This window comes from Vibrio sp. 1874 (assembly GCF_033344395.1).
In the GTDB taxonomy this organism is placed as follows: Bacteria; Pseudomonadota; Gammaproteobacteria; order Enterobacterales; family Vibrionaceae; genus Vibrio; species Vibrio alginolyticus.
On record NZ_JAWPOR010000006.1, the window covers coordinates 114,216 to 134,459 of the forward strand.

A 20,244-nucleotide genomic window follows, 5' to 3' on the forward strand; every position below is an offset into this window, starting at 1 on the left:
ATTCTCAATAATTCGGTTAACGCTTTTCGGTCAAAGCGACAATGGCTTGTGCGACAACTCGGTCAGCATTCAATTTTGCAGCGCCACGCGCTTGCTCAGCCATTGTAAGTAAAGCTTGGCGATCCAATTGTTGGATCTGCTGAGTCAGAGACTCAACGGTTAAATCTGGTTGTTCAATCATTTTCGCCGCGCCGCAATCCACCAAGTGGTCTGCATTAAGTGCTTGCTGGCGGTCTTTGTGCATGAATGGAACAAAAATAGCGCCTACACCTGCCGCCGAGACTTCAGAAACGGTTAACGCTCCAGAGCGACAAACTAAAAGGTCAGCCCATGCGTAAGCTTCTGCAACGTCATCAATGAATTCCATTACTTCTGCATTTACCACACCATTAGCTTGGTATGCTGCATTCACTTCTTCGGCGGCACCTTTGCCCGCTTGATGACGAATACAGTAATCTTCGCCCAATTTCGACATCACGTCTGGCAGAGTTTGGTTAAGAATACGTGCGCCTTGGCTGCCACCCATAACCAAAATGCGAATTGGACCTTGGCGCTCTTGCATGCGCTCAATTGGCGCTGCTAATTGAGTCACGTCTTCACGAACTGGGTTCCCAACCACTTCGGCATTTGGAAAAGCGCCTGGGAAAGCCTGAAAAACCTTCTTAGCGATTTTCGATAACCATTGGTTCGTTAAACCTGCTACTGCATTTTGTTCATGCAGAACAACAGGAATGCCACTCATCCAAGCGGCAATACCGCCCGGGCCGCTAACATAACCGCCCATACCAAGCACTGCGTCTGGCTGCCAGCGTTTCATGTGAGCACGAGCCTGCATAATGGCATTGATAATTTGAAATGGTGCTGCAAGAAGACGTTTAACGCCTTGACCTCGTAACCCTTTCACTTTGATAAAGTCGATTTCAATGCCATGTTTTGGCACCAAATCCGCTTCCATTCGATCCGCCGTACCTAACCAACGGATCTCCCAACCTTGCTCTTGAAGCTGTTTTGCTACCGCCAAACCTGGGAATACGTGACCGCCAGTACCACCAGCCATCACCATCAAACGTTTATTTTGTTTCATTAGTTTGTTGTTCTGATTGTTCTTGCTCGCGTTTCAAGCGGCATTCGTAATCGATACGCAGCAATATGGACACTGCGACGGACATAATAATCAGACTGGAACCACCATAACTGATTAGCGGAAGTGTTAAACCTTTGGTTGGTACGATACCAGCTGCAGCACCAACGTTCACCAAGGTCTGGAACGCAAACCAAATACCTATACCGAAAGCCAGATAACCGCCGAACATTTCGCCTTCTTCAAACGCACGCTTGCCTATGTAAACCGCTTTTAGCACTAAGCTAAAAATCAACATTAAGACCAACACAACGCCCACGAAACCAAGCTCTTCAGCAAGTACCGCAAACACAAAGTCGGTATGCGCTTCTGGTAGATATTCCAGTTTTTGAATTGAGTTACCGAGACCTTGACCGAACCATTCACCACGACCAAACGCCATCAAAGACTGAGTCAACTGATAGCCACTGCCAAATGGGTCTTCCCACGGGTCAAGGAAGGAGGTTACTCGTCGCATACGGTATGGCTCGACGAGAATCAAACCTACCACAGCGCCGATACCTGCCACCATCAAGGCGAGAAACTGGGTTAGTTTTGCACCTGCGATAAAAAGCATGCCAAACAGCGTGACCAGCATCACGACGACCGTCCCCAAGTCTGGCTGACCAAGTAGTAATACTGCAAAGAAGGCAAACACCATGATTGGCTTCATAAAGCCACCAAAGAACGTTTGTCGTACTTCGTCTTGCTTTCGAACTAAGTAACCAGACATGAAGATAAACAGCGATAGCTTCGCGACCTCCGCTGGCTGAAGGTTAAACAGCCCGAGGGGAATCCAACGAGACGCACCATTAACCGACTTACCCGCCAAGAGCACGATGATCAACAGTGCGAAAGAAGCCCAAAGTAAGTAATGGCTCTTCTTAAACCACTCTTGCAAAGGCACTTGCAAAATAACAGCGGAGGTCCCTAACGCCAGCACGAGAAACGTCGCATGACGAAACATAAAGTGGAACGGCTGTTCCGTTAATCGAGAGCTGATTGGAAATGATGCAGAGGTTACCATGACCAAACCAGTCAACATCAAACCCAGTGCAATCCACACTAACTGACGATCAAACATCGCCTCTGGGGCTGGATGCTTGAGCCAATTGCCAATACTGCGTTTAACGTTACCTAAACCCACGAAGTGTGTAACCTTTAATTATGCATATTTCTGAGCAAGAGCAGCGAAAGCATCACCTCTTGCCATAAAGTTGTCGAATTGATCAAAGCTAGCACATGCAGGAGACAGCATCACCATATCACCTGGTTTTAACTGCGAAGATACTTGTTGAATCACATCTTCCATAGTGTCGAAACGTATTGCAGATTCATGCAGTGGCATAAATTCATCGCCATCAGCGCCAAAGCAACACAGTTGCAAGTTAAGCGTCGAGAAGATCGGTTTTAATGGCGAGAAGTCAGCACCTTTGCCAACACCACCAACGAGTAAGTAGAGCTTGCCTGTCGATTCCAAACCAGATAGCGCAGCCATAGTGCTGGCAATATTAGTTGCTTTAGAGTCATTCACCCATTTGACGCCTTGATTATCCGCAACCACCTGGCATCGGTGTGTCAGTCCCGTGTAATTTTTAAGTGCATTCAATGCTTTGTGATAGTTTACGTCCGCAGCTTTTAATAGCGCTAAAGCAACCAGAGCGTTAGATAAGTTGTGCTTACCAACCAACTTAAGCTCATCACTTGCGACAACTCGTTGACCGTGATCGAGCAGCCAAGTACGGTTGCCATCCACCTCGAGACCAAAGTCCTGATTGTCGCTGCCAAATGTCACCAATGGCATCTCTGCGTCTGGGAAGGTTTCTTGATCATCACGGTTCACGACTGCAAGAGCAGCATGGTTAAAAATACGCAACTTAGCTTGTCGATAGTCAGACATGCCTTGATAACGATCCATATGATCTTCAGAAAGATTCAGAAACGCAGCGGCTTTGAGCTTTAAGCTTGACGTCGTTTCTAACTGGAAGCTCGAGAGTTCGAGTACATATAGGTCTGCGTCTTGTTCTAACAAATCCAGAGCAGGCACACCGATGTTACCACCAACGCCAACATCCAAACCTGCAGCGTTAGCCATCACACCTGTGAGGTCGGTTACTGTGCTCTTACCGTTTGAGCCCGTAATCGCAATCACCGGTTTCTGCACCGCCCAAGCGAATAACTCGATATCACCTACTACTGCCGTACCTTTTGCTAATACGGCTTGGATCTCTGGTGTCGCTAGCGCAATACCAGGGTTGGTCACGATAAGATCCGCGTCAGAAAGCCAGTCTGTATTCCAACCACCACTATGCAGTTGAACATCTTCCGGCAAGCGCTCTGCACCCGGAGGGTTTACGCGAGTATCAATGACTTTGACCACAAGCTGTGGCTGATTTTTTCTTAGGTGTTTAACGACAGAGAGCCCGGTAATACCGAGCCCTACGACGACAACACTATGTATGTTTTGCCAACGTTCCATATTTGATCACACTGTAAATCTTGTTCTTGGAAAGTGCGATTAACGCACTTTCAATGTCGCAAGACCAATCAGAACAAGAACCATAGAAATAATCCAGAAACGCACGATTACGCGAGGTTCTGGCCAACCTTTCAATTCGTAGTGGTGGTGAATCGGTGCCATACGAAAAATGCGCTGACCACGCAGTTTGTATGAACCCACCTGTAGAATTACCGACAGCGTTTCCATCACAAACACACCGCCCATGATCACCAACACCAACTCTTGACGAACGAGAACAGCAATAGTGCCTAACGCGCCGCCAAGCGCTAGTGAGCCGACATCACCCATGAACACTTGTGCTGGATACGTGTTAAACCACAAGAAACCAAGGCCTGCACCGACGATTGCTGTACATACGACAACCAACTCAGAAGCATGTGGTAAGTATGGAATATGAAGGTATTCAGAGAAGTTAACGTTACCGGTCGCCCATGCAATAACCGCGAAGCCTGCTGCAACAAGAACCGTTGGCATGATTGCCAAACCGTCTAGACCATCAGTCAGGTTAACCGCGTTACTTGTACCTACAATGACAAAGTAAGTCAGAATGATATACATCAAACCAAGCTGCGGCATGATGTCTTTAAAGAATGGCACCACTAGCTGAGTTGCTGCTGTGTCTTTACCGTAAGCATACAATGCGAAAGCGACGACAAACGCGATCAACGACTGCCAGAAGTACTTCCAACGCGCGATCAAGCCATCGGTATTTTTGCGTACCACTTTACGATAATCATCAACAAATCCGACCGCACCGTAGCCAAGTAAGACTGTCAGTACCGCCCATACGTAAGGGTTGGATAAGTCTGTCCATAGCAAAATCGTGATTGAGATGGCCGCTAAGATCATGATACCGCCCATTGTTGGGGTACCACGCTTACTAAAGTGAGATTCAGGACCTTCGTTACGCACTACCTGACCAATTTGCAGCATTTGCAAACGCTTGATCATGATTGGTCCCATCCATAATGACAGACCTAGAGCGGTTAATACGCTTAGGATTGCTCGAAAAGACAAGTATTCAAACAATCGGAAAAAAGACAGGTATGGCTGTAGCAGCTCGGCAAGCCAAATAATCATTAATAATACTCCTTCAAAGCAGCAGCGACTTCAAACATACGTGCACCGTTCGCTCCTTTCACCAATATCGTATGGTTTTCAGGAACGGCTTGGTCTAGATGCTGCTTGATGTATTCAATCATCTCTTGGTGCGTCTCAAAATGAATGCCTTGGCAAAGATCACTGATCACCTTGGCGTCTGCACCATATGTGAGAACATGTTCAAATTTTTGTGGGGCAGCATGTTCCCCGACTTGACGATGAAGTGCAAGACTTTCCTCGCCCAATTCCGCCATATTACCTAAAATCAGCCAGCGTTGACCTGGGAAAGCGGCCAATAAATCAACTGCCGCTTTCATGGCTGGCACGCTCGCGTTGTAGCTGTCGTCAATCAATTTTATCTTTTCGCTCAGCGCTTCAACCTCGACGCGACCTTTCACTTTGTTCAAATGTTTAAGGCCAGCACGAACCTCTTCTAATGTGGCTCCCATTTGTAACGCAATAATAGAAGCAGCGATCGCATTCGCAACGTTGTGTTGACCTATAATACCCAGAGACAGTTCAATTTCTTGTGAGCTTGCTGCGATATGTAAGTCAAAGCTTGCTTCACCTGCGGCGTTCAATACGATGTTAGAAGCGAAGAAGTCTGCATCAGTATTACTTTGTGAAAAAGTAATGACTTTCTTATCTGCTAACACTTCATCCCACTTGGCTTCACCATTGCTGTCTAGGTTAACAATCGCAATACCACCAGCTGAAAGGCCTTGGTAGATTTCACCTTTGGCTTGTTTCACGCCATCGATAGAACCAAAGCCTTCAAGGTGAGCGGCGGCTACATTGTTCACTAACGCGATATCTGGTTTTACTAACTGAGTCGTGTAAGCAATTTCACCTATATGATTAGCACCAAGCTCAATCACGGCATAATCATCATCCTGCTGTGAGCGCAATAATGTCAACGGAACACCAATATCATTATTGAAGTTACCCGCCGTGAATAACACTTTGCCTTTCAATTGCAGGATACTCGCAACCATTTCTTTTACGGTCGTTTTACCGCAACTTCCGGTGATGGCAACGGTAGGTGTTTTGCATGCTTGATGCACCCAAGAAGCAAACTCACCCAATGCAAGTTTGGTATCCGACACCACAATTTGCGGCACATTCACATCTAAGCGTTTTTCTACGAGTAAAGCACCGGCACCTGCATCTACCGCTTGTTGGCAAAAGTTGTGCGCATCAAAGCGCTCCCCAACTAACGCGACGAATAAAGCCCCACGCTCAATCGTTCGTGTATCAGTAGAAACCGCGTCGATAAGTAGCTCGTCGCCGAATCGCTCACCACGAGTGATGTCTGCAATTTGAGATAACGTTACTTTGATCATGAGGTCAATCCTAAAAGTTGCATTGCGGACTCGCGGTCGGAGTAATGAATCGTTTCGCCATTACGAATCTGATAATCTTCATGACCCTTCCCAGCTAACAAGATAATGTCGTTTGGCGAAGCATTTTCAATGGCATAAGACAGTGCTTTGAAGCGGTCATGCTGAACAATCGCTTCAGCAGGTTTTGACAGCCCAGCTAACATGTCTTTCACAATCTGAACCGGGTCTTCGCTGCGTGGGTTATCGTCAGTCAACACCACTCTGTCGCCTAGACGCTCTGCAATTTCCGCCATCATTGGGCGCTTACCTGCATCGCGATCGCCACCGCAGCCAAAAATAGCCCACAGCTGGCCTTCACAATGAACTCGTAAAGCTTGCAGCGCTTTTTCTAAAGCATCAGGAGTATGGGCATAATCAACCACGACTTTGGCACGATCCTCAGTTTGGAATAACTCCATTCGGCCGAGTACAGGTTGCAGTTGACCTGCAGTTTCGAGTAACGCTTGTTTCTCTTTACCTAAGCTTAATAAGGTCGCAAAAGCGAGCATTAAGTTGGTTGCATTAAACTCACCAATCAAAGGCGCGTGCAATTCACCTGAGCCAAATTTACCATCGAACTTAATAGTAATCCCTGACTCTGCGTAACTGACTTCCGTCGCCCAAATTGCGCTTTCAAATTCAGTGTTCGGCTTGAGCGAGACAGCGATCGCATTACTTAACTGCGACGCCCATTGATGACCTACTTCATCATCAACATTGATAATGGCACGTTCACATTGGTGTTGCGTGAACAACCCAAGCTTTGCATTGGCATACGCTTCCATCGTGCCATGATAATCTAAGTGGTCACGACTTAAGTTAGTAAACACGCCCGCCGCAAATGATAATGCTTTGACACGACCTTGCGTCAGGCCATGAGAAGATACTTCTAGCGCGGTGTATGTGGCTTGTTGATTTGCGAGAGAGGAGAGCGTTTTCTGAATTTCAACGGCATTCCCCGTTGTATTCGCAGCTTGTTGCAAGTTATTGAGGAAGCCATTTCCTGTTGTTCCCATTACCGCCGCTTTATGGTCAAGCAGTTCTAGCCATTGCGCTATTAACTGGGTAATGGTGGTTTTGCCGTTGGTGCCGGTGACACCAATCAAATCCATATTAGGGTAAGCATAGAGCTTTCCAGCAATTGCGGATAAACGTTGGTCCAACCTATCGATGTAAATGACGGGAACATCATCAATGATTTCCACCGTACCATGTGTTTTGACATCGCAGGCTTGCGCCAGGGCTGCATTTGCACCTTGCTCAATTGCAGAGGCAATGAATTTACGCCCATCCACAACATGGCCAATCACTGCTACAAACGTGGTTCCAGGTTGAACTCTTCGGCTGTCGAGCTCCAATTCAGAAACAAGAACGGACGATAAGCTAGGGCAATCCACCCAAGGGGAAAGCAGCACGTCCATACTGATGGCTTTAGTCATATTTGTTCTCCGAGCTTTGGCTCAGGTTTTCTTAATTTTGTTTGCTCAGTAAACCACAGGGCTTACTGTTGGAATTTGTTTTCGTCAGGTGCAACATTGAGTATTTGTAGCGCGCCTTTCATGATTTCAGAGAAGACAGGAGACGCTACCGAACCACCATAGTAGTCATCACCTTGAGGCTCGTTTACGATCACCACCAAAGCAATTCGCGGATCGCTAACCGGAGCAAGCCCAGCCGTGTAGGTGATGTACTCGTCGCTGTACCCGCCAGCAGAAGCTTTACGTGATGTACCTGTTTTCGCTCCCACTCGATAACCAGGAACTGCCGCTCTGCGAGCCGAGCCCCCTTTTTGAGTTACGGTTTCCAACATGTCTAATACTTGACGCGCATACTTCGCACTCACCACTTGACGTGACATGTCATGATCATTGCTTTCAATAATATGAATAGGCTCGTATTTGCCAAGGTTTCCAAGCGTCGCATAAGCATGGGCTAGCTGGATTGGTGTAATTGATAGACCGTAACCAAACGCAATCGTGGCGCGCTCAATTGGCGACCAACGAGTTCGTGTAGGAAAAATACCCGTCACTTCCCCAACTAGGTTTAGGCCAGAAAGCTCACCAAAACCCACTGAACTGTACAGCCCAAGAAGCGCCTCTACCGGCATTTGCATTGCTAGCTTCGTCACACCGATATTACTCGACTTTTTAAGGATCGTGGTCAAGCTCGCTTTGCCTACGCGAGAGACATCTCTGACTCGACTACCACCTAAACGTAGGACACCATTACCGGTATCTACGATGGTATCTTTATCGGCTATCCCATTTTCTAAGGCGGCTAAAATAACGAAAGGCTTAATGGTCGAACCGGGCTCCATTGAGTCCGTGATCACTCGGTTACGCATTTGATAGCTTTGCCAATCGCTACGATTGTTAGGGTTGTAAGAAGGAGCATTAACCATGGCCAATACGGCGCCCGTTTTTACATCCAACATGACAACAGAACCCGAAGTAGCGCGGTGGTCGGCAACGGCTTGCTTAATCGCACGATACGCAATCGCCTGTAGGCGCTGATCGATGGTTAACTGAAGTGATTTACCTTCTTGCTTGTCTTGCCAAGCAATGTTTTCCACAACACGACCATAGCGATCTTTACGAATAGTTTTCTTACCCGCCGCGCCAGTGAGCCACTCATCGTAGCTACGCTCCACACCTTCTAGGCCATGCCCGTCAATGCCTGTTACACCGACTAAGTGAGCACTAACCTCACCTGCAGGATAATAACGACGAGATTCCGACTTAAGGCCAACACCTGGCAGCTTTAGCTCACGAATATAGTTCGCCATGGCCGGACTGACCTGGCGCTGCAAGTAGATAAAGCGACGTTTTTCATTGCGCTTAATTTTGTCTATTAACCCTTGTCGGTCAATACCAAGAACATCCGCTAATGCATGCCAACTTTTGGTCTGGCTTAACGCGTTTTCTTTAAATATAGTGGCAGGATCTGCCCAAACCGCCTCAACCGGCACACTGACAGCAAGCGGCTCACCATTTCGATCCGAAATAATACCGCGAGCAGAAGGAATGGATTTAACACGAACCGAACGTAGGTCACCTTGTTTAATCAGGTTATCTGGCTCAATGATTTGGATGTAGGCTACGCGTGCCACCAAAAGGGCAAATGCACAAAAAACAAAAAACAGTAATAGATGGAAGCGCCAACGAATCAAGAAAGATTCTTCGACCGCCACTTTCACTGCTTTGTTATCGGTTTTCTTATCCCCCGTAGCCGCTTTCTCTTTTGCTACAGGTTTACGCTTATTGGCTTGTTTCGTGTTGGATTTTTTTCTAATCATTTGAGCGTGACAACCACTTCTTTATCGCCATCAGGTCGTTTCATTTCAAGTTCTTTTTTGGCAAGGTCTTGAACACGACTGTGTTCCGCGAGGGCAGTTTCTTCCAACATCAAGTTACGCCATTCGCTATCTAACCGTTCTCGTTCAACCAACGTGTGATCTTTCTCAGTGATCGCTTGACGCGCATGGTGGGTAGCAAATACCACTCCCATTGCCGATGCCACGATCAATAGCAACAACAGTAATGGCCAGAGACCAACGGTGAGGAGATCCGTCGCAATCAACTTAGCAAGATTAGGAGTGGGTTTCGTCATAATAATTAAAGCTTTTCCGCAATTCTTAACACAGAGCTGCGCGAGCGAGGGTTCATTTCAATTTCTTGTTTGCTTGGCTTGATCGCTTTGCTCACCGCTTTCATATTCGCACTACCAAGAGCACGAATTTGCTCTTCCGTCATTGGAATACCGTGTGGCACTTCAGGCCCTTTGCTCTCTTTACGGATAAAACGTTTGACCATACGATCTTCCAGAGAGTGGAAGCTAATCACAGATAAACGGCCTTCAGGAGCCAGAATGCTCGCCGCGCCTTTAAGTGCTGTATCAATTTCTTCTAACTCACTGTTGATGTAAATACGAAAAGCCTGGAAAGCACGAGTCGCAGGGTGTTTTTTCTCTTTAAAACTTTTCGGTGCGGCATCTGAAATCAATTTTGCCAGCTGACCTGTGCGAACCATTGGCTCATTTTCTTCATCTTCACGGTAGGCAACAATCGCTTTTGCAATACGGCGCGCATGTTTATCTTCCCCAAACTCGCGAATGACCCAAGTGATATCATCGAGGTCTGCTTCCATCAACCATTGAGATACTGGAACACCTGATGTCGGGTCCATACGCATATCTAGCGGACCATCTTTCATAAAGCTAAAGCCACGCTCTGCGTCGTCTAACTGAGGAGAAGAAACGCCTAAATCCAGCAGAACACCATCCACTTTTCCAACTAGCCCATACTCTTCAGCATACTCAGCAATACCAGAAAATGGACCATGAATAATGGTGAAGCGAGGGTCATTGATTTTTCCTGCCTCAGCGATCGCTTGAGGGTCACGGTCGATACTGTACAGTCGGCCATTTTCACCGAGTTTAGATAGAATTGTCCGGCTGTGACCGCCACGGCCAAATGTTCCATCAATATAGACGCCGTCTGGTTTGATAGCTAAGCCATCAATGGATTCATTTAATAACACGGAAATATGTTGGAAGGTTTCGGTCATAGCTTTCTCGTTGAATGATCTTGAAGCGATTCTTTAGTGTACTGATTTCCTACATCATCGCCACCACAAGTCTAAAGTTAGACGTGATTTACGCCAAGTTTATTGGTAATGACATAGTTTGCGTCAATTAAATGCAAAAAACCCATCACTACTAAAAGTAATGATGGGTCTCGAATAGGTGGAGCCGACACATAAGCCGGGTTCTGTTCCGCTTGCGCGGCGGTAGCCATTCGTCTAGGCCAGCAATCACTCACTGGCTCGAGCAACCTACCCGCCTCCTTACGCGAGCAACGCAATGTGGAGGCCTATTTGGTCTTGCTTCAGGTGGAGTTTACCCTGCTACGAACTATTGCTAGTCGTCCGGTGCGCTCTTACCGCACCCTTTCACCCTTACCTGTACCCTTACGGGCCATCGGCGGTCTTCTCTCTGCTGCACTTGTCGTAGGCTTGCGCCCCCCAGGCGTTACCTGGCACCTTGCTCTATGAAGCCCGGACTTTCCTCCCCTTTGTCAGTCTCCCGAAGGACGTCAACGTCAGTCTCCCAAAGGGACTTCGACGTCAGTCTCCCGAAGGACATCAACAAAGCAGCGACTACCCAGTCAGCTCCGAGGGCGGATTGTATAGAGTTCTCACTTCAGAGTCTAGTTAGATCACAGATATGATGAAATGAATGCACTAAGTGATGACTTTTTAGTCAACGTGCCAAAAATAGATAATAAAAAGGCCGATGCCTAAACATCAGCCCTCATTGACCATTTATCTCGCTAGTGGCACTTAGTCTAAGTTTTCTAAGCCCCATTTATATAACGCATTCTTCTTCAAGTTATGTATTTCTGCCACCAAAGCAGCTGCTTTTTTCAAAGGCAGCTCTTTGGTCAAAATGCCTAACGTGCGTAAAGCATCTTCAGGTAGTGAGTCGTCTGTTGTTTCACGATGGCCATGTACCAACAATACCATTTCACCACGCTGTTGGTTATCGTCACTTTTCACCCATTCAATCAACTCACCTAACGGCATGCCTTGAATGGTTTCAAAGGTTTTTGTTAGCTCTCTTGCCAACACAACTTCTCTATCTGGGCCAAGAACGTCTAACATGTCTTGTAGAGAGTCTAAAATACGGTGCGGTGACTCGTAAAAAATACACGTACGCTCTACCGAAGCAATCTCTAGGAATTTATCCTTACGACCTTTGCTTTTCGGTGGTAAAAAACCTTCGAAGCTAAAGCGATCCGATGGCAAGCCAGAGGCACTTAACGCCGTAATGACCGCACAAGCACCTGGAAGAGGCACAACTCTAACGCCCGCTTGACGACATTTTGTCACCAAATGGTATCCTGGGTCGCTGATAAGTGGCGTACCAGCGTCAGAAACTAATGCGATAGACTGACCGGAAAGCAGCTTTTCTACCAAAACTTGTGCTTTTTGCTGCTCATTGTGGTCATGTAGAGCAAAAGTTTTGGTTTGAATATTGAAGTGAGACAGTAATTTGCCCGTATGTCGAGTATCCTCAGCGGCAATGATGTCCACAGTCGACAGAATTTCGATAGCACGTTGGGTGATATCCGCTAAATTTCCGATTGGAGTCGGTACGATATAGAGAGTTGGCCCCTCATTCGGCAACTTATTTTTATCTGTCATTTGTTTACCATCACTTCAACGATTAATATAGAGACAATTTTGTACAAAATTATAGAGAACTCACGGCAATGATTAACCATAAGAGACTCAGTGTACCACGCATACTTACTCCTGTTGCACTAGCAATTACGCTCGCCGCCTGTTCTTCAGGTCCAAGACAGCCTGATGGCGTTGATGTAACACTTGAGCCTACTCAGTCTGTTCAGAACTATATGATCCAAGCTGATAGCACGGAAGGCAGTTTACAAAATGACTGGTTGATCATGGCAACCAAAGCCGCGATTCAAGCAAACCAGTTTGATCAAGCAGAAATGTTGATCAAGCGCCTGGCTCGTCAACAGTTAACCGAAGTTCAGCAAGCAGAGTGGCAACTAGCGCGTGCGACCATACAGCAAAAACAGGGTAATTACTCTCAGTTGCTGCAATTGTTGAATTTTAAACCTTGGTGGAAGTTGCCAAATGAGCAATGGAAAGACTATTACTTGATGCGTGCCGACGCTTATCAAGGTCTTAACCAAGCGTTTGAGGCAAACCGCCAACTGGTTGCATTTGGCCAATATGCATCGTCCGCGGAGCAGAGAGAGATTTCTAGCCGTATTTGGATGAACTTTGGCAGCTACTCCGAGTACGAACTGACCTCATTAGAAACAGAGCCAAATGAAGATGTTTTGGATGGTTGGCTACAACTCGCTATTTATGCGAAAACGCTGTCGGGCAACTTATCCCAACTAAAAAATACCCTCGAACGCTGGTTAAACGAGAACCCATCGCATCCAGCCGCTATCTACACACCAGAAGAGATTCAAAACATTCTCTCTCTAGACATCGTTAAACCAAACAACACCGCTTTGTTACTGCCGCTTACTGGTAAATTCTCGCCACAAGCGCAATTAATTCGTGATGGTTTTGTGTTTGCGATGATGAATGATCGTAACCGTGATCCAAGCGCTACCCTCACGGTAATAGACACTAATGCGTATAACGCCGACCAAATTAAACAACGTTTGATCAATGAAAACATCGATTTTGTTGTTGGTCCCCTAGAAAAAGAAAACGTTGAGCTATTGCACACAACCATGGATGGCTCAGAAAATGGTCCTACGATTCCAGCCCTTGCGCTAAATATTCCCGAAGATGTGCAACCAGATAGCAATATTTGCTACTTGGCATTATCACCAGAACAAGAAGCCGCACAAGCAGCGAAACACTTGTTCAGCGAAGGCTATAACTTCCCTCTGATCCTGGCACCAAAGGGCATCTTTGGTGAGCGCGTAACTGAAGCATTCAACAAAGAATGGCGCAAGTACAGCTCTAATAAAGTCGCAGCAAGTTATTTTGGCGACAAGCGCCAACTTCAAAAAGACATCAATGAAGTATTTGGTCTGCAAGAAAGCAAACAACGTATTGCTCAGATGCAATCACTAATGCGTATCAAGCTTGAAACACAGCCACGTAGCCGTCGTGATGTCGATGCGGTTTATATTGTTGCTAGAAGCACGGAACTGACTTTGATCAAGCCATTTATTGAGGTAGCGATTAACCCAGACGCCAAAGCTCCTCAAATTTTCTCTAGCTCGCGTAGCAACAGTGGCGGCGCGACTTACGAAGATCTAACAGGCATCATCTACAGCGATATCCCATTACTGATTGACCCAGACCCTAGCGTGACCGCTGAAATGAACGAGTTGTGGTCAGAGCAATCTAACATGGAAAAACGTTTGAAAGCACTGGGTATGGATGCGTATAAATTGATTGGGGAGCTGCCACAAATGAAGGTCGTTCCGGGCTACTCAGTTGGCGGCCAAACCGGTATTTTAAGTATCGACAATAATTGTGTTGTACAGCGTGAGCTAAGCTGGGCTGAGCGTGGGGCTCTTTAGCAAGCGCCAAATCGGAAATCAATATGAAGCTCTGGCGAAGCAGTATTTACAACGCCAGGGCTTAAACTTTATTGAACAAAATTTTCTGACTAAGGTCGGTGAGATTGATTTAATCTTCCAACAAGGTGAAACTATTGTGTTTGTTGAAGTCAAATACCGTAAGAACAATCACTTTGGCTCGGCAGCAGAAATGGTGACGCACGCTAAAATGCGCAAGCTAGTCAAAACCGCACAAGTTTGGCTTAGCCAACAAAAGCGCTTAAAACACAATATCGATTATCGATTTGATGTCATCGCCATTCATGATAATGGGCGAGATATCAACTGGATAGAAAACGCAATCTCTGAAGGATAAGCGATGCTAGACAGCATTAAAGACAGCTTTACAGAAAGTATTCAAATTCAAATCGCAGCAGCAGAGGCGCTGCCTGATGCCATTACTCATGCAGCTCAAGCGATGGTGTCGAGCCTGCTTAATGGCAATAAAATTTTATGTTGTGGTAATGGCGGCAGTGCTTCAAACGCTCAACAATTTGTTTCTTGTCTTTTAAACCGTTTTGAAACTGAGCGCCCTAGCCTACCAGCAATGGCCTTAACCGCCGATAATACTACCCTAACCGCAGTGGCCAACGATTACCACTACCAGGAAATCTTCTCAAAACAGGTACGAGCGTTTGGTCAACCAGGCGACATTTTGCTTGCCATGTCGACTAGTGGTAACAGTAAAAATATTATCAAAGCGATGGAAGCAGCCGTAACTCGAGACATGACGATTATCGCGCTAACAGGAAAAGATGGCGGAGAGATGGCAGGACTGCTCGGTGAGAAAGACGTCGAAATTCGTATTCCATCACACCGCACTGCACGTATTCACGAAGTACATATGGTAACACTCCATTGTCTTTGTGATCTTATTGACCAGGTGCTTTTCCCTGCTCACGAAGAGTAACCAAGACTGAGAGTCAGAATTATGATACGTAGCCTCGTTATCTTATTAACAGCATTGAGTTTAAGTGGTTGCGCAGGTTTGTTTATCGCAGGTGCAGCAACCACAGCGAATATTGTCACGGACACACGCACGACAAAACAAATCTGGCAGGACAATAACATTGAATTCGAAGTTGCGGCGATCGGCAATAAAGTACCGTTTAAAGGTGAAGTACGTGTCGTTGCCAGTTCATATAATGGGACTGTAGTCCTTATGGGACAAGCTCCGACACAAGACCTTATCCTTGCTTTAGAGCGAAGAGCTAGAGAAGTTAGTGGTGTAAAAGTCATACACAATCAAATCAAACAAAAAGAGCCACTCACTGTTACCCAGATTAGCAATGACAGCTGGATCACAACCAAAGTAAAGTCAGCTTTGCTTACTGATTCTGAGCTTAATGGTGTTAAGGTTAAAGTGATCACCGAAGATGGCGATGTTTTTCTGTTTGGTTATGTCACACCAGAGCAAGGCGATCGAGCGACAGAAATCGCACGTAACATCTCAGGCGTAAAACAAGTCATTAAAGGGTTCCAATACGGCGAAATGGAGCCTGTTGAAGTGGACTTACCGAGTGACGGTGTACAAACAATAGAAAGTGAGGCAAGTACAGAAAGTGAAAAGAACGTCGAGGTCTTTACGATTAGTGAGTAATTTCCAAAGTCTGGCTTGAAATCATCTTCAACAAGTTAAAAAGAAAAAAGCAGCGTAACGCTGCTTTTTTATTATTTAATCACTCTTAAGCTTGGTTTGCCTTTTGGTCGAGGAGCATCGTCCTCTTCGGCATCTGAATCAGAAACTAACTCAGAAGGCTCATCGCTAACCGTTGTGAACGATGGGGATGATTCTTCCTCGGTCATCGCTTCTTCTTCGATGTGAGTGTACGCTTCTTCTGGTTCAAACATAGTACCAGCACCATTCTCACGTGCATAAATAGCTTGAACAGCATACACAGGCACGATCACTGAGTGCGGACGACCGCTAAAGCGAGCATGGAAGGTAATCGCATCATTACCTAACTCAAGATTACCCACTGCACGTGGCGCAATATTCAAAATAATTTGACCATCTTGAATAAATTCAACCGGGACACGCACCCCTGGCATTGTTGCATCCACAACCAAGTGAGGAGTCAAGTCATTGTCTACTAACCAGTCGTAAAATGCGCGAAGCATATACGGGCGGCGAGCAGTCATTTTTGCAATATCCATAACGTGTTTTAAATCGCTTAGCGAACTAGGCGCATTTCACGTTCAGCTTCAGTCAAAGAAGCAAGGAACGAATCACGTTCAAATACGCGGTTCATGTATACCTTGATTTCTTTTGAACCAGGGCCAACAAGATCGATACCAAGTTGAGGCAAACGCCACAATAGTGGAGCTAGGTAACAATCGATCAAGCTGAATTCTTCGCTCATGAAGTACTCATATTCAGCAAAAATTGGCGCTAACGTCAGAAGATCATTACGCAGCTTTGTGCGTGCTTTTTCTGATTCTTCCGCATTACCTTTCATCACTTTTTCAGCGAGTGAATACCAGTTGCGTTCGATACGGTACATCATCAAGCGGCTGTTGCCACGAGCAACAGGGTAAACCGGCATTAGAGGTGGATGAGGGAAACGCTCGTCCAAGTACTCCATGATGATTTTTGAATCGTAAAGAGCTAGCTCACGGTCAACAAGAGTTGGCACTGATTTATATGGGTTTAGCTCAACAAGCTCAGCAGGAAGGTTTGCTTCGTCAACAAGCTCAACTTCAACACTTACGCCTTTTTCAGCTAGTACAATGCGAACCTGATGGCTATACAAATCTGATGCACTTGAGAAAAGAGTCATCACAGAACGTTTATTGGCAGCTACAGCCATGGAGCCCTCCAGTACACTTACAAATAAAAACAATGGAGGCTAAGCCTCCATTGTACATCAATTAAAATTGGGAATTAGCACGGTATTTTAGCACAATTAATGCACATCGCGCCAATACTCTTTCTTGAGCATCACAACAACGATGGTTAGAAGCACTAAGAAGCCCATTACCCACCAGCCTAAAGCATGACGCTCAAGCTGCACTGGGTCACCTGAATAAACTAAGAAGTTAACGAGATCGCCAACCGCTTTGTCATATTCGCCTTCACTCAGCTCACCCGTGCCATCGGTTTCAGTACCAACAACAACTTGTACTTCTTCGCCATCTACGATTTTCGTATCGTAAATCGGCGTCGGGATGCCCTGTAGCTCTTCAAGTACATGCGGCATACCAACACTCGGGAAGACGATGTTGTTCACGCCGAATGGACGAGATGGATCAACATAGAAAGAGCGTAAGTAAGTGTATAACCAATCAGCACCACGAACTCGTGCAACCAACGTAAGATCTGGTGGTGGAGCACCAAACCAGTTTGCCGCTTGCTTCGGTGGCATAGCATTGACCATTAGATCACCGATTTTCGCTTCAGGATTGAAAATCAGGTTTTCTTTCATTAAGTCTGTTGGAATTTCCAAGTCTGTTGCTACACGCTCGTAACGCTGGTATTGCGTAGAGTGACAAGCAAAACAGTAGTTCATGAACAACTTCGCGCCGTTTTGTAGCGAAGCTTTATCCGTAAGGTCAACATTCGCTTTATCCAGCGGAACATTGGCCCCAGCTGCCATCGCTAGTGATGGCAACATAGCAAATAGAATTACAATCCACTTCTTCATTTGAATGTCACCCTCTCTGGTAATGGTTTGGTTGCTTCATTTTTGCTGTAGAAGAACAGCAACACAAAGAACATGAAGTAACACAAGCTAAAGATCTGAGATAGTAGTGTGTACGTTGGTGTCGCAGGTAACGCACCTAAAATACCCAGAGCGATAAAGGCGATAGTGAACTGTACAATATTCAATAGATGAAGTTTGCTACGGTAACGGTATGAACGAACTTTACAACGATCCAACCAAGGTAGAACAAACAGCACTGCAATTGACGCGCCCATTAGGATAACACCTAATAGTTTGTCTGGAACCGCACGTAAGATTGCGTAGAACGGCGTGAAGTACCATACCGGAGCAATATGCTCTGGTGTCTTCAGTGGGTTTGCAGCTTCAAAGTTAGGCGGCTCAAGGAAGTACCCACCCATTTCTGGGTTAAAGAACAGCACGTAACAGAAGAAGAACAAGAAACCAGCGACACCGACCAAGTCCTTAACCGTGCCGTACGGATGGAAAGGAATCGAATCAATGATGTCATATTTCTTCGTATAGTAATCGTGGAACTTGAATTGCGTTTTGTAATCGTCGCCCATTGAGCCTTTTGGCAGCTTAGTTTCGATACCATCCGGGTTGTTTGAGCCTACTTCGTGCAGCGCCAATACGTGCAGAACAACAAGAAGAAGCAAAACAATAGGCAGGGCAATAACGTGTAGTGCGAAGAAACGGTTTAGCGTTGCACCAGAGATGATGTAGTCACCACGAATCCAAAGCGTTAGGTCATCACCGATAACAGGAATAGCACCAAACAGGGAAATGATTACCTGTGCACCCCAGTATGACATCTGACCCCATGGAAGTAGGTAACCCATGAACGCTTCAGCCATGAGAACAAGAAAGATCAACATACCGAAGATCCACAATAGTTCACGAGGTTTTTGGTATGAACCGTAGATCAAACCACGGAACATGTGAAGATACACAACAACGAAAAACGCTGACGCGCCAGTGGAATGCATGTAACGCAGAAGCCAACCGTACTCTACATCACGCATAATGTATTCGATAGACGCAAATGCACCGTCACCTGAAGGAACATAGTTCATCGTTAGCCAAATACCCGTTAGGATTTGGTTAACAAGAACCAGCATCGCCAGAGAACCGAAAAGGTACCAAAAGTTGAAGTTCTTAGGCATTGGGTATTCAGACAAATGCTTTTTATAAGCATTCATTGCAGGAATACGCTTTTCAACCCAATCTAACATTGCTTGCATTATGCATCTCCCTCATCAACACCCACAATGAGCTTGGTATCGCTCAAATACATGTGCTTAGGAACGACAAGGTTCAACGGAGCAGGTACTCCTTGGAACACTCGACCAGCCATGTCGAACTTAGAACCATGACAAGGACAGAAGAAGCCAGATCTTACGCCCTGCACCTGCTCTGAGAAAGAGTCAGGTAGATAGGTTGGTGAACAACCTAAGTGGGTACAGAAACCAACTGCGACGAAAAACTCTTCCTTAATCGAACGAAACTCATTCTGAGCGTACTCAGGCTGCTGCTCCATTTCAGATTGTGGATCGCGAAGCTTATCACCGATCGATTTTAAGTTATCCAGAACGCTTTGAGTGCGGCGAACAATCCATACAGGTTTTCCCTGCCACTCAACACGAACCAGCTGACCTGGTTCAATTTTACTTATATCCACTTCCACCGGTGCGCCCGCCGCTTTGGCTTTAGCACTCGGATTCCATGATTTGATAAAAGGCACGGCGACGGCGACTGCCCCTAACCCACCAACAACTGCCGTTGTAGCGGTTAGAAAACGCCTGCGACCGTTATTTAAAGGCGCGTTGCTCATCCAAACATTCTCCCATTTGCTCCCTTTGGATCGTTATTATTCCGCTTATAAGAGCATGGCTAACAAATAATGAATTTAGTTCTATTTATTGGAGGGAAATGATAAAGAAAACCCTACTTTTTGACAAGATAAAGCTACCTTTTTGTAACATTTGTGAGGCAAATCGCTCGCGTCGTCACAAAAGCGGCAGAATTATAAAAAATTGATGTGATTTGTAACAAGAAAGCACCACATAGAAGCCCCGCTGAAAGCAGATAAAACCTTTTATCTTGGTAGTTTTCAGTTAATTACACAGAGAAATATTTCGTATTACGCGTTCAGCTTACTGTGTTTATATTTTCAATTTTGTAGCACGCAGAATGCTCAAAAAGGAGCGTAAGTCATTTTAAAACATGTTACAGGAAGAATAAGATACAAAGACATTCTTGCTGATGAATACATCTATGCTGCATCGCAAGAGAAAGCGTGGTGAGTCGCGATTAAATAAGGCACAGATATAAAA

19 protein-coding genes and 1 other RNA gene are annotated in these 20,244 nt (G+C 45.9%); 4 read left to right on the forward strand and 16 right to left on the reverse strand.

Features of this window, described 5'->3' with window-relative positions:
- Window positions 1-16: 16 nt before the first annotated feature.
- The 11 genes from murG to rsmI all read right to left on the reverse strand — a co-directional run bounded on the left by murG (window position 17) and on the right by rsmI (window position 12,327).
- Complete coding sequence (murG, locus tag R8N46_RS13620; protein ID WP_025768408.1) at window positions 17-1,084, reverse strand: undecaprenyldiphospho-muramoylpentapeptide beta-N-acetylglucosaminyltransferase; 1,068 nt, start codon at window positions 1,082-1,084, stop codon at window positions 17-19.
- A complete protein-coding gene (gene ftsW, locus R8N46_RS13625; RefSeq protein ID WP_025768407.1) occupies window positions 1,071-2,267 on the reverse strand; it encodes a cell division protein FtsW in 1,197 nt (398 codons plus the stop codon). Before ftsW ends, murG begins: the two co-directional genes overlap by 14 nt.
- Window positions 2,268-2,285: 18 nt before the next feature.
- Complete coding sequence (gene murD / locus R8N46_RS13630; protein ID WP_213972405.1) at window positions 2,286-3,599, reverse strand: UDP-N-acetylmuramoyl-L-alanine--D-glutamate ligase; 1,314 nt, start codon at window positions 3,597-3,599, stop codon at window positions 2,286-2,288.
- Window positions 3,600-3,638: 39 nt separating this feature from the next.
- Window positions 3,639-4,721, reverse strand: coding sequence for a phospho-N-acetylmuramoyl-pentapeptide-transferase (mraY, locus tag R8N46_RS13635; RefSeq protein ID WP_005372931.1), 1,083 nt, complete (start codon window positions 4,719-4,721; stop codon window positions 3,639-3,641).
- Window positions 4,721-6,085, reverse strand: coding sequence for a UDP-N-acetylmuramoyl-tripeptide--D-alanyl-D-alanine ligase (locus R8N46_RS13640; protein WP_005372928.1), 1,365 nt, complete (start codon window positions 6,083-6,085; stop codon window positions 4,721-4,723). Before R8N46_RS13640 ends, mraY begins: the two co-directional genes overlap by 1 nt.
- A complete protein-coding gene (murE, locus tag R8N46_RS13645; protein ID WP_115385726.1) occupies window positions 6,082-7,563 on the reverse strand; it encodes a UDP-N-acetylmuramoyl-L-alanyl-D-glutamate--2,6-diaminopimelate ligase in 1,482 nt (493 codons plus the stop codon). The genes R8N46_RS13640 and murE overlap by 4 nt, the downstream gene beginning before the upstream one ends.
- Window positions 7,564-7,625: 62 nt before the next feature.
- Window positions 7,626-9,419: a penicillin-binding transpeptidase domain-containing protein gene (locus R8N46_RS13650; protein ID WP_086046525.1), complete on the reverse strand. Its 1,794-nt coding sequence runs from the start codon at window positions 9,417-9,419 to the stop codon at window positions 7,626-7,628.
- On the reverse strand, window positions 9,416-9,733 hold the full coding sequence (gene ftsL, locus R8N46_RS13655) for a cell division protein FtsL (RefSeq protein ID WP_115385725.1): 318 nt from the start codon (window positions 9,731-9,733) through the stop codon (window positions 9,416-9,418). Before ftsL ends, R8N46_RS13650 begins: the two co-directional genes overlap by 4 nt.
- A 5-nt stretch (window positions 9,734-9,738) precedes the next feature.
- A complete protein-coding gene (gene rsmH, locus R8N46_RS13660) occupies window positions 9,739-10,689 on the reverse strand; it encodes a 16S rRNA (cytosine(1402)-N(4))-methyltransferase RsmH (protein ID WP_005372918.1) in 951 nt (316 codons plus the stop codon).
- Between the two features lie 176 nt (window positions 10,690-10,865).
- An RNA gene (gene rnpB / locus R8N46_RS13665) (RNase P RNA component class A) lies at window positions 10,866-11,296 on the reverse strand.
- 167 nt (window positions 11,297-11,463) lie between these two features.
- On the reverse strand, window positions 11,464-12,327 hold the full coding sequence (rsmI, locus tag R8N46_RS13670; RefSeq protein WP_005372907.1) for a 16S rRNA (cytidine(1402)-2'-O)-methyltransferase: 864 nt from the start codon (window positions 12,325-12,327) through the stop codon (window positions 11,464-11,466).
- 68 nt (window positions 12,328-12,395) lie between these two features.
- On the opposite strand from rsmI, the gene R8N46_RS13675 reads away from it, so the two are divergent.
- Genes R8N46_RS13675 through R8N46_RS13690 form a run of 4 tightly spaced genes read left to right on the forward strand, consistent with a single transcriptional unit; the run spans window position 12,396 to window position 15,846 of the window.
- Window positions 12,396-14,207 carry a penicillin-binding protein activator gene (locus R8N46_RS13675; RefSeq protein ID WP_104978788.1) on the forward strand — a complete coding sequence of 604 codons (1,812 nt, stop codon included), beginning with the start codon at window positions 12,396-12,398 and terminating at the stop codon, window positions 14,205-14,207.
- Window positions 14,194-14,562: a YraN family protein gene (locus R8N46_RS13680; RefSeq protein ID WP_005372903.1), complete on the forward strand. Its 369-nt coding sequence runs from the start codon at window positions 14,194-14,196 to the stop codon at window positions 14,560-14,562. The genes R8N46_RS13675 and R8N46_RS13680 overlap by 14 nt, the downstream gene beginning before the upstream one ends.
- A gap of 3 nt (window positions 14,563-14,565) precedes the next feature.
- Complete coding sequence (locus tag R8N46_RS13685) at window positions 14,566-15,156, forward strand: phosphoheptose isomerase (RefSeq protein WP_115385723.1); 591 nt, start codon at window positions 14,566-14,568, stop codon at window positions 15,154-15,156.
- Between the two features lie 21 nt (window positions 15,157-15,177).
- Entirely contained in the window at window positions 15,178-15,846 is a 669-nt protein-coding gene (locus tag R8N46_RS13690; protein ID WP_104978786.1) for a BON domain-containing protein, read from the forward strand.
- A gap of 71 nt (window positions 15,847-15,917) precedes the next feature.
- On the opposite strand, the gene sspB is transcribed toward R8N46_RS13690, so the two are convergent.
- From sspB to petA, 5 genes are all read right to left on the reverse strand, one after another.
- The gene (sspB, locus tag R8N46_RS13695) at window positions 15,918-16,403 is read right to left on the reverse strand and encodes a ClpXP protease specificity-enhancing factor (RefSeq protein ID WP_005387408.1); all 486 of its coding nucleotides are present in this window, start codon (window positions 16,401-16,403) and stop codon (window positions 15,918-15,920) included.
- 17 nt (window positions 16,404-16,420) lie between these two features.
- Window positions 16,421-17,056, reverse strand: a complete 636-nt coding sequence (gene sspA / locus R8N46_RS13700) for a stringent starvation protein SspA (RefSeq protein ID WP_005372897.1) — start codon at window positions 17,054-17,056, stop codon at window positions 16,421-16,423.
- Window positions 17,057-17,152: 96 nt separating this feature from the next.
- Window positions 17,153-17,890: a cytochrome c1 gene (locus R8N46_RS13705; protein WP_005372881.1), complete on the reverse strand. Its 738-nt coding sequence runs from the start codon at window positions 17,888-17,890 to the stop codon at window positions 17,153-17,155.
- Window positions 17,887-19,152 carry a cytochrome b gene (locus tag R8N46_RS13710; protein WP_005372880.1) on the reverse strand — a complete coding sequence of 422 codons (1,266 nt, stop codon included), beginning with the start codon at window positions 19,150-19,152 and terminating at the stop codon, window positions 17,887-17,889. Before R8N46_RS13710 ends, R8N46_RS13705 begins: the two co-directional genes overlap by 4 nt.
- Window positions 19,152-19,742, reverse strand: a complete 591-nt coding sequence (gene petA / locus R8N46_RS13715) for a ubiquinol-cytochrome c reductase iron-sulfur subunit (protein WP_005372877.1) — start codon at window positions 19,740-19,742, stop codon at window positions 19,152-19,154. The genes R8N46_RS13710 and petA overlap by 1 nt, the downstream gene beginning before the upstream one ends.
- Between the last annotated feature and the right edge of the window lie 502 nt (window positions 19,743-20,244).